Annotated in this window: 14 protein-coding genes; 12 read left to right on the top strand and 2 right to left on the bottom strand. The window is 41.6% G+C overall.

All coding sequences use genetic code 11. The features are described from left to right. Position 1: 1 nt before the first annotated feature. The 12 genes from KCX82_RS02255 to lon all read left to right on the top strand — a co-directional run bounded on the left by KCX82_RS02255 (position 2) and on the right by lon (position 13,758). On the top strand, positions 2-838 hold the full coding sequence (locus tag KCX82_RS02255) for an ABC transporter permease (RefSeq protein ID WP_227016809.1): 837 nt from the start codon (positions 2-4) through the stop codon (positions 836-838). A gap of 21 nt (positions 839-859) precedes the next feature. After that, positions 860-1,861: a tocopherol cyclase family protein gene (locus tag KCX82_RS02250; protein ID WP_227016808.1), complete on the top strand. Its 1,002-nt coding sequence runs from the start codon at positions 860-862 to the stop codon at positions 1,859-1,861. A gap of 185 nt (positions 1,862-2,046) precedes the next feature. Continuing rightward, positions 2,047-2,934 (top strand): VOC family protein, encoded by an 888-nt coding sequence (locus KCX82_RS02245; RefSeq protein WP_227016807.1) that lies wholly within the window; start codon positions 2,047-2,049, stop codon positions 2,932-2,934. A gap of 124 nt (positions 2,935-3,058) precedes the next feature. Then, on the top strand, positions 3,059-3,616 hold the full coding sequence (locus tag KCX82_RS02240) for a hypothetical protein (protein WP_227016806.1): 558 nt from the start codon (positions 3,059-3,061) through the stop codon (positions 3,614-3,616). Between the two features lie 379 nt (positions 3,617-3,995). Beyond that, entirely contained in the window at positions 3,996-5,033 is a 1,038-nt protein-coding gene (gene hgcA, locus KCX82_RS02235) for a mercury methylation corrinoid protein HgcA (RefSeq protein WP_264175423.1), read from the top strand. A 13-nt stretch (positions 5,034-5,046) separates the two neighbouring features. After that, positions 5,047-5,337 carry a mercury methylation ferredoxin HgcB gene (hgcB, locus tag KCX82_RS02230; RefSeq protein WP_227016804.1) on the top strand — a complete coding sequence of 97 codons (291 nt, stop codon included), beginning with the start codon at positions 5,047-5,049 and terminating at the stop codon, positions 5,335-5,337. Between the two features lie 255 nt (positions 5,338-5,592). Further along, positions 5,593-6,522 (top strand): DnaJ C-terminal domain-containing protein, encoded by a 930-nt coding sequence (locus tag KCX82_RS02225; protein WP_227016803.1) that lies wholly within the window; start codon positions 5,593-5,595, stop codon positions 6,520-6,522. A gap of 36 nt (positions 6,523-6,558) precedes the next feature. Then, complete coding sequence (locus tag KCX82_RS02220; protein WP_227016802.1) at positions 6,559-6,891, top strand: glutaredoxin family protein; 333 nt, start codon at positions 6,559-6,561, stop codon at positions 6,889-6,891. Between the two features lie 155 nt (positions 6,892-7,046). Beyond that, positions 7,047-8,879: a DUF4153 domain-containing protein gene (locus tag KCX82_RS02215; protein ID WP_227016801.1), complete on the top strand. Its 1,833-nt coding sequence runs from the start codon at positions 7,047-7,049 to the stop codon at positions 8,877-8,879. A 225-nt stretch (positions 8,880-9,104) separates the two neighbouring features. Continuing rightward, a complete protein-coding gene (locus KCX82_RS02210) occupies positions 9,105-10,592 on the top strand; it encodes a phytoene desaturase family protein (protein ID WP_227016800.1) in 1,488 nt (495 codons plus the stop codon). Positions 10,593-10,697: 105 nt separating this feature from the next. Next, positions 10,698-11,261, top strand: a complete 564-nt coding sequence (locus KCX82_RS02205) for a TetR/AcrR family transcriptional regulator (protein WP_227016799.1) — start codon at positions 10,698-10,700, stop codon at positions 11,259-11,261. A gap of 118 nt (positions 11,262-11,379) precedes the next feature. Then, entirely contained in the window at positions 11,380-13,758 is a 2,379-nt protein-coding gene (lon, locus tag KCX82_RS02200; protein WP_227016798.1) for an endopeptidase La, read from the top strand. A 153-nt stretch (positions 13,759-13,911) separates the two neighbouring features. On the opposite strand, the gene pdxT is transcribed toward lon, so the two are convergent. After that, positions 13,912-14,487, bottom strand: coding sequence for a pyridoxal 5'-phosphate synthase glutaminase subunit PdxT (gene pdxT, locus KCX82_RS02195; RefSeq protein WP_227016797.1), 576 nt, complete (start codon positions 14,485-14,487; stop codon positions 13,912-13,914). Further along, positions 14,487-15,359, bottom strand: coding sequence for a pyridoxal 5'-phosphate synthase lyase subunit PdxS (gene pdxS / locus KCX82_RS02190; protein ID WP_227016796.1), 873 nt, complete (start codon positions 15,357-15,359; stop codon positions 14,487-14,489). The genes pdxT and pdxS overlap by 1 nt, the downstream gene beginning before the upstream one ends. Positions 15,360-15,415: the final 56 nt, after the last annotated feature.

The raw sequence follows: 15,415 nt of genomic DNA, 5'->3' as shown, positions 1-15,415 counted from the left end.
TATGAATACCGTATTTGCATTGTGGAAAAGAGGGTTAAAAGCCTTTATCAGAAATAGAACAGGATTAATTTTTTCGCTGATCTTTCCTTTTTTCTTTGTTTATGTGTTTGGTGCGATTTTTAAGACTGATTTTATAGACAATCCTATCGCATATATGCTTTCCGGTGTCATCATAACGACAGTGTTTGAAAGTTCACTGAATCTGGCTTCGTCTACCGTTGACGATATGGTAAGCGGATTTATGAAAGAAGTTTTAGTTTCTCCGGCCAAAAGGGTTGCTGTTGCGGTAGGACAATTATTATCAGCAGCTACCGTTTCTACGGTACAGGGGATTTTGGTATTAGCGATTGGGTTGTTTGTAGGCATTAAATTTACGACATGGACAACACCTCTGCTTGTCCTTTGCGCGATGATCTGTGTTGGGCTTGTCTTTTCCGGTGTTGGGCTTTTCCTGGCAACGAAGGTGCGCAACGGACAAACCTTTCAGATCGTTAAAACAGCAATCACGATGCCCTTAACGTTTATATCAGGCGCATATATACCTCTTGGGCTGTTGCCCGAATCCCTTCGGTATGTTGCGTATTTTAATCCGATGACCTACGCGACAGCCTTTTTCCGTATGATTGTTTTGGAAAAAACAGATTTATCGGCGGCTGAACTTGTAAGGGAAGGGTTGGCGATTGATATCAATGGTTTTATTGTTACGCCTATCTTGTCTTTTGTGATCATTATAGCGATAGGCTTAGTATTTCTGTTCTTATCCACAAATTCCTTTGTGAAAACCGATTTTTCTCGTGTAAATCGAAGTGCAAATGACGCGAATGCCATATGGGGATAAGCTCAGTTGGACATAGCCTCTATGATAAGGGGAAAGGAAAGAATTTTGTTGTTAAATAAAATTACAAATCCTATTCTGTTTCAAGGAAGCAATACGGTAGATGAATATTTTGAGGGATGGTACTACAAACAGGTTTCGCAAGATGAGAAAACGGTGGTCTGCTTTATTCCGGGTATCAGTTTGGTTGTGAATGATTCCCATAGTTTCGTACAATATATTTATGTAGGCTCAGATGAAAATGACGTTAAATTCGTAAAAACAGGTTATTGTAAATACCCCGTGGAATATTTTAGCTATAATGATCATCCATTCATGATTCGAGTTGCAAACAATATTTTCACTGAAACAGAGATATCGGTTCAACTAACAGATCACAATATAAACATTGAGGGTACTTTCAAATTAGATCCCTTCACTTCCATACACAAATCGATTTTCATGCCAAATATAATGGGGTTTTTCGCATATATTCCGAATATGGAATGTTATCATGGTGTCATCAGCATGAATCATAAGGTTCATGGAAATTTAAAGATTGATAATCTAGATATAGATTTTAATAACAGCAAAGGATACATTGAGAAGGACTGGGGAACTTCTTTCCCCAAAAAGTATATCTGGGTACAATCTAATCATTTTAAGAATACCAATACAAGTATCGTTTGCTCCGCTGCGGATATTCCATTTATGAAAAGAAACTTTTTCGGATTTATTTGTAATTTGGTCATCGATAAAAAGGAATACCGATTTGCATCTTATAATCGGAGTAAATTACAATTAGAATGTGTAACCAAACAAATGGTTGCATTATCATTAAAGAACAGTAAAGTAACACTTAGGCTGGAAGCGAAAATGGACAATATTGGGGAGTTAATTTCACCAAAGAAGGGTAAGATGCAAGAAACCATTAAAGAAGGACCTTCAGGTGAACTAAAAATATCTTTGCTTAACAATAAAGATGGAATCCTGTATGAAGATATCAGCTATATTGCAAGTATTGAAATATTTGGGTTTGATGTTTAATGGGGAAGGATGATTGTTTGCAGTAGTTTGCTTTTGATGGCGGAAAGCATTCAGGGAATACAAGATACCTGTGGAGACGTATTGGCATATGGTGAAATATTCTTCTTTGCTTGTTTCTCTGTGGAATATGATGACACGGATCACTTTTGTAGAGACTGTGGTAACAAATTGAAAGGAGTTTTATAATGCAAAAGATCATCCCACACTTATGGTATGACAAAGAGGGCAAAGAGGCGGCCCTTTTCTACATCAGCATATTTGACAATTCAAAGCTTCTGGATACAACTGTAATTGAGGGCACCCCTTCAGGTGATGCGGAAATGGTAAGCTTCCAACTTTCAGGACAGTTATTCAGTGCAATCAGTGCAGGACCATATTTCAAATTGAATCCATCAATTTCTCTCATGGTAGCATGTAGTACGGTTGAAGAAGTGAATTCTAAATGGGAGGCTCTTTCTAATGGCGGTTCAGAGCTGATGCCTCTTGGTGAATATCCATTCAGCAAGCGTTACGCATGGATCCAGGATCGTTACGGGTTATCCTGGCAATTAATGCTTGTTGAGGAGGAAACAAACGGACAAAAAATTACTCCGAACTTTTTGTTTACCGGTAGCGTATGTGGAAAAGCAGAAGAAGCTATAACGTATTATACCAGCATCTTCACGGACTCGGAGATAAACCTGATCAGCTATTATGGGGAAGGAGAAGCTCAATTATCCACGGCTAAAGTAAACTATGCCGGATTTAAGCTTAGTGGAATGAATTTCTCAGCCATGGATAATGGGTTTGATGCAGATTTCACATTTAATGAATCCTTTTCACTAATGGTTAAATGCGAAAACCAGAGCGAGATCGACTACTATTGGGACAAGCTATCGGCTGTTCCCGAAGCCGAACAATGTGGCTGGCTAAAGGATAAATTCGGTGTTTCATGGCAGATTGTCCCAGTCAATCTGGATGACATCATGTACCATGGCTCAAAGGAGGAAGTCCAGCGTGTAACGGAAGCTTTTTTAAAGATGAAAAAATTTGATTTAAAAGTTTTGGATCAGGCTAGGTCAGGGGTTAAATAAAAAGCTATTTTTCTATTATCTTGAGTGTTACTATTAGGTTCCCTTTTTAACACTTTTTATTACTTCTTCATATAATTAACTATACCTAAATTAGGTGAAATATTATATAAAAAGGTGATGAGATATGTATAAAAATAGACAGTACAGCTGTAAATGCGATTGTAAGCGAGATGATATCGATGCGATTCAAAAAGGCATCAGCGAAATCAAAGAGGGTATTAAAGATATTAAAGAAGGCCTTGATGACATCTGCTGTTGTAGAATTCGCGAAGGTATAATATGTATTGAAAAAGGGCTTTGTAAAGTTGAAAAAGGCCTAAGTGATGTGATTGAAGGATTAAAAGACTTCGATTTTGAATGTGATTACAAAAGTAATATGGGTATCAAAGAAGGCATCTGTGATATCAAAGACGGTATCAAGGGTGTTCAGGAAGGTCTGTGTAATCTCCAGAATTGCTGCCTTTGCGAAGGTATCGATCTTGTTCGCGAAGGGCTGAAAGCTCTTGAAGAAGGGTTATGTAATCTTATTCAAGGAGTAAATGAAATTCTTGCCGAAAGAGAAAAAAGACGAAAGCATAAATGTTATGAAGTATGTTTTGAAGTATGTCCTGACACATGCCCTGAAACAATCTATGATAAAAGATATGATGAAATTCGCGGCTGTATTCGAACAGATGACTAATATCAAATTATGATGTACCTTTAAAGTAGATAAGATTTTTTCGTACGGACTTTTTACTTATAGAGGGAGGAGATTTCATCTTTTCCCTCAACGGAAGAAGATAAATGCTAATGACGTAAATTGTTCATAAAGCAGTTCCCAGGAGACTATTTCAAAGTTTGTGTAGGCCTCTTGGTTGATGTAATACAAATACATCAACCAGGGGGTAATTTTTTTTAGAGGAGAAAACATATTGACAATTATCGATATGATGCATATAATAACCATATCGGTAGCGGCATTCATTTTCGGCATTTCCTCCGAGGTCACCGAACAGGGACTGCCGCAGTAATAGGATGTGAATAAGAATACGGAATTAAAATAATGAAAGAAGGATATTATGGGAAGCTGTTGTTCTGAAATAAATAGACCCTGCTGTTGTAGTGAATCAACAGCTGTAGAGGTATCTACCTCATTAACGATGCAAGACGTATTCGGTGCATGGAAAGTCAGATGGGGCATCAACAGGATGAATTACAAGATTGACTCCGGCCTTTATTATGTCGGCCGGCCCAATTCAGATTCACCGGTACTGGTAACGGCAAACTATAAGCTGAGTTTTGATGCGCTTAGAAAAGAGCTGTCAGGCATTTCGGCCTGGATCCTTGTCCTCGATACGAAGGGCGTCAATGTATGGTGCGCTGCCGGAAAGGGAACCTTCGGTACGGAGGAGCTTGTAAAAAGACTGGAAATTACCGGAATTTCAAAGGTTGTAAGCCATAGAACGCTGATATTGCCTCAGTTGGGTGCTGTCGGTGTTTCTGCCCATGAAGTAATGAAACGGTCTGGATTTAAAGTGGTTTATGGACCGGTGAGAGCAGAAGATATCCCGAAGTTCCTGAAAAACGGAATGAAGGCAGATCAAGAAATGCGGACTGTGAATTTCAACCTTGCGGACAGAGCAGTTTTGACTCCGGTTGAAATCGTTGGAGCTGTTAAACCTTCCCTGATCCTATTCGGAATGATGTTTCTTCTGAATCAAATAGGAATTTCGCGATTTACCGGAACGGATCTATACGCTTACTTTGGTGCGGTTATTGTCGGCTGTGTGCTGACGCCCATATTGCTGCCGTGGATTCCGGGAAGGGCTTTTTCACTGAAAGGATGGTTTTTGGGGTTGATTTGGTCGGCTGGAATTATCACCTTAAACCATGGTTTTACAAGTATGGAGTACGGCATGCTGACAGCAATTTCTTACTTGCTGGTGCTCCCTTCTGTATCTGCGTTTTATGCTATGAATTTTACAGGCTGTTCAACCTTCACCTCCTTCTCTGGCGTGATAAGGGAAATGAAAATATCCATTCCGCTAATCACGATTTCTATTGGTTTGGGGGTTATTCTTCTGATTACGGGCAGTCTTTTATCAATGGTTTTTTGAAAGGAGATGTAAGATGCGGTATTTAAAGAATGTGGTAACATTAAAGCTGGAATCAGAACGATGTATTGGCTGCGGGATGTGCACGGACGTATGTCCTCATGGCATTTTTTCCATAGAAAAGGGAAAAGCGAAAGTCAATAATCGTGATTACTGTATGGAGTGCGGTGCATGTGAAAAAAATTGTCCTGCAGCAGCCATAACAGTAAAGACCGGTGTGGGATGTGCTGCAGCAGTCATCAATGGGTTGCTGCGAGGGACTGAGCCAAGCTGTGACTGTTCGGAAAACAGCAATAGCTGCTGCTGATTAATGCAAGCTTCCTAAAATAGATATTGGAAGAAGGTTTTGTATAAATATGTTTATCACGAGCCTTTCGTGGTAAATATGAAATATAAGTTCTTTAAAACACTGCTGAAATTAAAAATTTGGCGGTGTTATATTTTAATCATGAACTAGCACTCCCGGGTGAAGAGTGCTAATTACATGGTCGAGGAAATACCGCGACACTTAAAGTGGTCAAGGAAATACCGCGACATTTAAAAAGGAAGGGAGGGATTTGTCATGGCAGAGAAACGGGATTATTATGAAGTGCTAGGCTTGAAAAAAGAAGCTTCTGCGAATGAAATAAAGAAAGCATTTCGGAAAAAGGCTATGCAGTATCATCCGGATAAGAATCCAGGCGATAAAATATCAGAAGACAAGTTTAAAGAAGTAAATGAGGCATACAGTATCTTAGCAGATGCGGATAAAAAAGATAAATATGACAGATTTGGATTTGCAGGTGTAGATCCAAATGCGGCGTTTAACGGCGGCCAAGGACAAGGCCCTGGGAATCAAGGGGGATATCAGTACCAGGAATACAGCGATTTTAATGGGGCCGATTTTGACATCTTTAAAGATTTTTCCGGTAGTGAGTTTGATAATTTGTTTGGCACTATGTTTGGAGGAGGATTCGGCAGTACGCAACGAAAGGCGGGACCAAGAAAAGGAGCTGATCTTCAGACAAGCATCACAATCACATTTGAAGAGGCTGCTTTTGGAGCGAAGAAGCAGGTTAGACTGAATGGTAAAACAATTTCTATTACAATACCAGAAGGTATAGACAATAATTCAAAGATTTCATTGAAGGGACAGGGGCAGCCAAGTACGAACGGAGGGGCTAACGGTGATTTGATTGTTGAAATTAAAATAAGACCGCACAGTAAGTTTACAAGAAAGGGCTCTGATCTATATATAGATATGCCAATTACTTTGACACAGGCTGCGCTCGGAACAAGCATTGTCGTTCCAACCCTCAAGGATAAGGTCTCCTATAAAGTTCCGGCAGGCACGCAGCCGAATACCGTGTTTAGGCTGAAGGGCAAAGGAATAAAGGGTTTGAAGAGCAAGAAAATGGGCGATCTTTATGTTAAGGTTCTTGTAAAAATTCCCACAAATCTCACAAATGAACAAATCGATTTGCTTGAAAAATTAGACAAGACACTGAAATAAAATTTAAAATAGTTTAGAATTGGAGGGATACAACAAATGAAGGATGTAACAATTTTAACAACAAACACTTGCCCTTACTGCAAAATGGCCAAGGATTTCCTGATCCAAAACAAGATTCATTTTATCGAGAAAGACGTAAATGTGGATCCGCAAGCACGTCATGAAATGACAAGCAGAAATATCACCGGCGTACCTACGTTTCTAATTGGAAATGATGTTGTGGTTGGACTGGACAAAATGAAAATACTGGAACTGGTTGACCATCGTCTTGTTAAATGCCCTAATTGCAATACAACAATACGTGTACCTACCAATGAGGGTAGAATTAGTGCAAGGTGCCCGAAGTGTAAATCGAATCTCAATGTGTAAGCTGCTAAAACGAATGAGCATCATACGAAACATAATGCTGCCCTATTATGCAGCGATAAGATAAGATATTTGTAAAAAATTCGGAAAGCGTGAGTATAACTTAAAATAACGGTTACAAATAAAGTAAAAAATTCTATTGGAAAAGTGGTGAAAATATGAATTCTATTACACGATCAATAGCGAATAGTTTCGGAGGAGCAGTCAGGGCCTTTGAAACCTTTCCAGCCGCTATCTTAAGCGCTATAGCCTTTGCTATTGTAACCATGATCAGAATACAACTTGAGTGGCCTCAGCAAGAGCTTTACAATTTTCTGTTCAATTGCCTGCATTGGGCCTTTGCCCTGGGTGCTGTGTTCAGCATGACTGCGATAACGATAGCACATAGCCGCTTTAACAAGAAAAATGCATTCCTGATTGCAAACCTGCTTGGTGCTGCAGTTACAGTCATAACCTTTCTGGTGCTCTACTTTTTTGGGGAAGCACATACAGATATTTCAGCACGTTATACAATGATTTCAACACTGGCTGCAGTTCGTGTTAGTGCGGTTATTTTAATCAGTTTTCTGCTTTTTATCATCATTGCAGGTTATCCGAAAGAACAGTCAGATTTTCCCCGTTCTTTCTTTATGACTCATAAAGCTCTGTTCATTGCTTTGATTTACGGAATTGTAATTATGGCAGGTGCATCTGGTGTTGCGGGTGCCGTTCAGGCACTTCTTTATCATGGGATGAGCGGAAAAGTATACATGTATATCGGAACCTTAACCGGTTTCCTTGCTTTTACAATTTTTTTAGGATATTTTCCAGATTTTCGTAAAGGTATCATCGACGATCATCGTGAGATCGCACAGAAACAACCTCGATTTATTGAGATCCTGTTAGGCTATATTATCATTCCGATCACTCTGGCTTTGACGGTGGTGCTTCTGCTTTGGTCAGGACGGGTAATTTTTACGGGCACCTGGCCGATATTCACTCGGCTCGCTGGAATCGCAACGGCATATTCTTTTGTCGGGCTATGGCTCCATATTATGGTTACCCATCATGAATCCGGACTCGCAAAATTCTATCGACGGGTTTATCCTTTTGCAGCACTGATTATTCTTGCATTTGAGGCTGGAGCCTTGTTCACACAATTAGGAAAATATGGCCTTAAAGTCACAGAATATTGGTTTTTACTGGTTTGGATCATTGCTGTTATTGCGGCAATTCTGCTGCTGATATTGAAAGCGAAAGCACATCAATTTATCGTTGTATTGATCTGCGCGGTTGCTGTTTTTTCGGTTTTTCCGTCGGTGGGTTATCATGCTATGCCAGTTACAGCGCAGGTTGACCGGCTAGAAAGACTGCTTGACAGTCAAGGCATGCTGGAAAACAATAAATTGATTCCGGCAGCTTCAGAACCGGAATTGTCTGTACGTGAATCCATCACCGATGCAGTCTACTACCTTGCAAACGCAGAGGATGCCAAACTTCCTGCCTGGTTTGACAAGAATTTAAATGGGCGTGATACATTTGAAACAAAGCTTGGATTTGAGCCTGTGTGGCCGAAGCCCGATGACGGGGCAGTGGACTACCTTGGAACATCATTGTATTTAAAATCAGATGCTGTCGATGTTAGCGATTACAAGTGGGGGATTATTTTACAGGGAGACAGCGCGAAAATCTCAGGAGAAAAAGGTGTTTATACAATCGAATGGAATATAAATCCATCAGACAGAGTCCCGTCTTTGAAGATCAAATTGGATGATCGTATTATCCTTGAGCAGGATATGAACAGCTACATTGACCAAATAATTGCCAAATTTCCTCCAGGCAGTCATACCGGATCAACGGAAGCATCTATCAAAGATATGAGCCTCGTATTGGAAAACGAAGAGGTTACTGCACTTCTCATCTTCCACAATATTAATATCAACATTGATCCCCAGAGGGATGATATTAATTACTGGTTGGACTTGAACATGATTTATTTAAAAGAGAAATAATGAAATATCAAGTGAATTAAGACAGGGTGGCAACCCTTGATTTTCAAGAGAGGATTTGGGAACAATGGTTGTCACTTTTTTTGACACAAATTTAACCGGTAAGGGGAAAGAGGACTGTTTGAATAAGAGATTTATTTTGAATTCACAGTAAAATGTTTCCAAGAAAGCACATTGGTAATTGATTTTTTATGTTATAATGATGCGAGGAAATATGGAGGTGTCGATATGTCAAAATCTATTATTATCATAGGGTCTGGCATGGGTGGCTTGTCTGCAGGCATTTATGGTCAGATGAACGGGTTTGATACCCGCATCTACGAGATGAATTACCGTCCGGGCGGGCAATGCACATCATGGAAACGCGGAGAATATACCTTTGACGCGTGTATCCACCATCTGATGGGCTGTTCCCCAGATTCAAAGTTAAATCAGTTCTGGCAGGAGATCGGCGCCATGCCCACAGAACTGGCATATACGAAGGAATGTGTCAGTGTGGCCTCTTCTGACGGCAGGATCTTTTATGATTACTATGATCCGGATGGGCTTGAAAAGCATCTGTACGCATTGTCGCCGCAAGACAAGGAGGTTATCCGGGAATATGTAGACGGGATCCGTGATCTCTCAAAATATGATATGATGGGCGACTTGACCATGGGGAATATCCCGGGTTTACTTGGACATCTGCCGACGGTTATCAGAAACATGAAATGGTTTAAAATTACCATGGAGGAATTCGCCAAACGCTTTCGTGATCCATTTTTGCAGAAGGCGTTTCCTCTTCTGGTATATTCGAACCCTTCCATTCCTGTGTTTCTGCATCTGATGCGCCATGCCTCCGGCTATCGTCGGGATATCGCGTGGCCGGTCGGCGCAAGCACGTCCTTCGTCGACGGCATCGTCAACCGATATAAGGCATTAGGCGGGCGGCTTTACTGCCGTAAAAAAGTCATAAAGATCATTACCGATAACGGCAGGGCAGTTGGCGTGAGATTGGAAGATGGCACGGAAGAATTGGCAGATATCGTCATATCAAACGCCGATGGACGAAAAACGCTGCTGGAAATGCTGGACGCAAAATATATGGATGAACGGCTCAGGGCCTACTGCACCGAGCCCGCAGATATGACCGAATTTGCTGTAACTGTTTTTCTAGGCGTCAACCGTGATCTTTCCGAAGAGCCCTCCAGTTTGATCCTGTTGTTGGATAAACCAGCCACCCTTTCGGGACAAGAGTTTACATCGCTGGAAATGCAGACCTATAGCTTTGACAAAACCATGGCACCTGAGGGAAAAGGCGTAATCAAAGTTGAGTTCAGATCCGCCTATTCCTATTGGAAGCAGCTTTCCGCCGACAGACAGGAATACGAAGCGGAAAAGCAGAGCGTGGCGAAACAGGTGATCAGTCTTCTGGAAAACCATTTTCAAGGCATTACAAATCAGATCGAAGTCGTCGATGTTTCAACCCTGCTCACATGGGAGCGATTTATGGGAGGCACCCACGGTTTTTCCAATGCTCCCAGCAAAGAACTGAATTTCATAGGCAGCTTGCTGAGCAGCAAAGATATGACGCTGTCGGGTCTTGATAATTTTTACTTTGTTGGGATATGGGCTACTTCCGTAGGAGCGCTGTTCTTAAACGCGATGTCCGGCAAGAAAGCGATCAAAAGGATTTGTAGGAAGGAAGGGCTGAAATTTAACGTAAAAATTGAATAATTTTAAGTTCTTTCATCAGCTTTTTTAATTTTTAAGGGATAAATGATTGACTATAAATGAATAATCATTTATTATAGATATATATATCGAGGTGGTTACAGTTACATGAGAAAAAAAGATGATGAGAAAGAAAAGAGTATAAAGGAAGCGGTTATTAAGCTGATCCTTCAGGAAGGCTTTCATGGAACTTCTATCTCAAAAATCGCTAAATTGGCAGGGGTTTCTCCGGCGACGGTATATATTTACTTTGAAAACAAGGAAATCATGCTGCAGGATATCTATAGCGAGTATTCAGAAGAGATTTTCGACTATCTTTTGAATCGTGTCAACCGGGGGATGGAAGGTCAGCAGCTGATAGAAATACTGGTCAGAAGCTATTATAATTACATCAGGGAAAATAAAGAGATTTTCAGCTTTGTCGAACAGTTTTCAAATTGCCCCTCATTATCCGGCAGCTGCTCGGAAATCAAGGGCATCTGCAATATCAATAATTTGATCGCTGAGATGAAAAATAGCCGGATCATCAAGGATTACAACAACGACAATTTACTGGCAATCATCTTTTATCCGGTAAAAGCGATCGCAGTCGATAATCGCAAAAGCGAAACAGAGAGAGCAGATCTGCTCCGGGAAATGATTAAAATCATACAGGACGCTCTGCTGATATGAATTAAATTTTAAAGCGGGATAATTTTGTAAAAACTATAGTACAAAGGATCCCGCAATCTTTCAATCATTAAATAAACGATCATTCACTTATGAATGCTTTCGTGGAAAGGATGACACTATGATTAATTTTGAAAATGGATATAGAAAGGGAATCGTGATTCCCGTATCAAATACTGTTTTATTGCCAGGCGTCGTTTCCATGCTCAGAGTAAATAAACTCAGCGCAGAGCAGCTCAGCTTTCTGGAAGATGAAACGATGACAAATATTGCACTGCCCCTGAAGCAGAATTTCAGCCAGAAAATTTTAAAAGAAGAAGACTTTTACAGCATTGGCGTGTCCTTTCGGATCGACGAAGTGGAAAAAACAGAAAAGGGCTTCCAGCTTACGATCAAAATATTAGACAGAATTGAAGTCAACGCCCTTCACATTGAAAATGATTTCGTCTATGCCGACTATGATATTTGCCCTGACACTCCCGATATGAACGAAAAGAGTGTGGAAGAGCTGCTGGGGCATATCAAAAAAGTCACTCATGAAATAAGCGAAAAATTTTCAGGCGGAGAGCAATACAGCAGGATCATCGACGAGTTTAAAAACTTGAATTCCCTCATTGTGTATCTGTCCCAATTCATGCCGCTTTCAAACGAAGAAAAGTATGGACTGCTGGAAACACAGTCCATGAAGGAGAGAAGTTTGCGTTTCATGGACTACCTGCTGAAGCAGAAGGAAGCCATTGAACTGCAGATCCAGATGGCGGAAAAGTTTTCTGAAAAGGCGAATAAGCATTACAGAGAGTCGGTCCTCAGAGAACAATTGAAAGTGATCCAAGAAGAATTGAATGAAGGCAGGGAAGGCGGAAAAAAGGATAAAGATTATTTAAGCAAAATAGAAGAAGCTCAGATGCCGCCCGACATTAGGAGCACCGCCCTTGAGGAATTGGATAAACTACAGGCACAGGGGCCTAACAGCTCCGATTATAACGTCATCCGCAATTACCTGGACCTGCTGGTGCAGCTGCCGTGGAAAAAAGCGGAAGCAAAGCCGATCAATCTCGGAGAGGCCAGAAGAATCCTGGATGAACAGCACTATGGCCTGGAAAAAGTTAAAGACAGAATCATACAGCACCTGGCGGTAATGCAGCTGAAAAAAGACAAAAAAGGCTCCATTCTGTTACTGGTAGGCCCTCCCGGTACAGGAAAAACAAGCTTGGGCAGGAGCATCGCAGAGGCTCTTGACAGGAAATATATCCGTCTGAGCTTAGGCGGAATCAGAGATGAAGCCGAGATTCGAGGGCACCGCAGGACTTATGTCGGAGCGATGCCGGGAAGAATCATCCAAAGTATCAAAAAGGCAGGAGAGAGCAATCCTCTCATGGTCCTGGATGAAGTGGATAAGCTGATGACCGGCGGCTACAGCGGAGATCCCGCCAGCGCGCTGCTGGAGGTACTCGATCCGGAACAGAACAATAGCTTTACTGATCATTATTTGGATCTGCCCTATGACCTGTCGGACGTTTTCTTCATTGCAACGGCAAACTCGACGGAAAGTATCCCAGGGCCGCTGCTGGACAGAATGGAAGTCATTCAGATTTCCAGTTATACGATGGATGAAAAATTCCATATCGGAAAAGATCATCTGATGCCTGCAGTTCTGGAAGAGCATGGACTGACGGCTGAGCAGCTGGTCGTAGAAGACGATGTATTGCAGAAAATCATCAGCGACTATACTCTTGAAGCCGGAGTCAGGGGGCTGAAAAAGCAACTGGCCGGACTTGCACGAGTTACCTCTGAGAAAATTGTATCGAATAAGGTGGAAGTGCCTTACAAGGTTAAAATTGAGCAATTAGAAGAAATCCTTGGCAGACAGGTTTCGCGGCATGATAAGGCTCAGCAGGATAATCCGCCGGGAGTTGTTACAGGACTCGCATGGACTCCTGTCGGAGGAGAGATTCTATTTATTGAAGCGACCGATATGCCGGGAAGCGGAGAGGTTACACTGACAGGTAAATTGGGCGATGTGATGAAAGAATCGGCCAGAATTTCCCTGAGCCTGCTTAAGTCAAGACTTCCGTTGAATTCGGTCAATTTTAAGGAGAGGGACCTGCATATTCACGTTCCGTCAGGCGCAGTCCCCAAGGACGGCCCATCCGCAGGTATAGCGCTGTTTACGGCCCTTGCCTCACTGGTTACAGGCATGAAAGTAGACCCTAAAATCGCAATGACGGGAGAAATCACGCTGAGAGGCGCCGTGTTGCCCATCGGAGGCTTAAAGGAAAAAATGTTGGGAGCCCAGAGAGCCGGTATCAGCAAAGTATTGATTCCAAAGGACAATGTAATTGACCTGAAGGATGTACCGGAAGAAGTGAAAACACAGCTTACGGTAATCCCCGTAGAAACTGTGGAGGATGTATTGAAAGAAACGCTGGGGATTTCCCTGCCGAGAATAGAACATGTGTTTCATCAGAAGGAACCTGTGGAACTGCCTTTCAAGGCATAAAGGCAGAATATTTGATTATACTTAATCGGAGATAAGATATAGGACATCTTTTCGGTACTGAAAACACAAGATAGGTTGACAAGTTTTCAATAAGAGAGCTTGTCAACTTTCCTTTATTTATGCGTTTGCAGGATTTTAGTAATCAAATGAATCCTATATGCAAAGTTGGTTGACGAAAAAGCTGTGGACACTTAGGTTAGACGTAAGTTCTGGATGAAACGAAGTTACCAGCATATTTTTTTGTCTTGCAGCCACTATATGATCTGATAACGTTGCTAAAATTTCAACACTGCTGGATGTGCTCTCAATATACGGCGCTCTAATGAAAGTCATGGGAATCAACCCGATTCCGTTGAAATCTCCTAAAGTGCTGAAACTTCCAAGCTGGCGCCCGTAAGCGTTTCTTCGAGCCTTAATATCCATAGTGGACAGATATACGTTATCATCATTTACTATGCCTTTTGCCAATAATATCAAACCGGCACATGTGCCAAAAACCGGGAGTCCATCAATGATCATTTGCTGCAGTTGTGTTCGCATGTCCAGTTCGTTAAGTAGCTTACCTATAACCGTACTTTCTCCTCCTGGAAGGATGATTCCATCTAAAACTTTATTCGTAAGGTCGGACTTTTGTCTTATTTCAAAACAGTCAACATTAAGTTCTCTTAATATGTCTTTATGTTCCTGAAAAGCCCCTTGGATTGCCAGTACTCCTATCTTTTTATTCATCATACACCTCTTTGAGCCATCAGCAATTCAATTTCCTGTTCATTGATGCCTACCATGGCTTCACCCAGACCTTCTGAATATTCTGCCAGTAATTTAGGATCATTGTAGTTCGTAACTGCCTTAACAATTGCCTGGGCTCTTTTTGCCGGGTTTCCTGATTTAAATATTCCTGATCCGACAAACACACCCTCTGCACCAAGCTGCATCATTAAAGCGGCATCTGCAGGAGTTGCAATTCCTCCGGCAGCAAAGTTTACAACAGGCAGCTTGCCATTTTGATTTACGAATTGAACCAGATCAAACGGGGCCTGAAGATCCTTTGCAGCCTGGAACAGTTCATCTTCTCTAAGATTCTGCAGGTGTCGGATCTGTTGGTTTATAAGTCTCATGTGGCGTACCGCCTGGATGACGTCTCCCGTGCCAGGTTCACCTTTTGTGCGGATCATAGAAGCGCCTTCGGCAATCCTTCTAAGTGCCTCGCCAAGATCTTTTGCCCCGCATACGAAAGGAACATCGAACTTGGTTTTGTCAATATGGAAAGTGTCATCAGCCGGTGAAAGAACTTCGCTTTCATCTATGTAGTCTATGTCGATGGCTTGAAGAATCTGAGCCTCGGCAAAATGTCCAATTCGTACCTTTGCCATTACCGGTATGGATACTGCTTGCTGTATCCCTTTGATCATTTTAGAATCACTCATTCTTGAAACTCCGCCAGCAGCCCGAATGTCTGCTGGGATTCTTTCAAGAGCCATTACAGCACATGCACCGGCTTCTTCTGCAATTTGCGCTTGCTCTGGAGTGGTAACGTCCATGATTACACCGCCCTTAAGCATTTGTGCTAAATTCTTATTTAATTCATAACGATTGTTCATTTTAGCCCCCTTGTAATTTGTCATTAAAATAAATTTGTTTCATCATATACCAAAAC

The sequence above is a fragment of the Sinanaerobacter chloroacetimidivorans genome (genome assembly GCF_018128545.1).
Taxonomy (GTDB): domain Bacteria; phylum Bacillota; class Clostridia; order Peptostreptococcales; family Anaerovoracaceae; genus Sinanaerobacter; species Sinanaerobacter chloroacetimidivorans.
The sequence above is the reverse complement of the archived record's forward strand: the minus strand, read 5'-3'. Positions and strand labels throughout refer to the sequence as shown.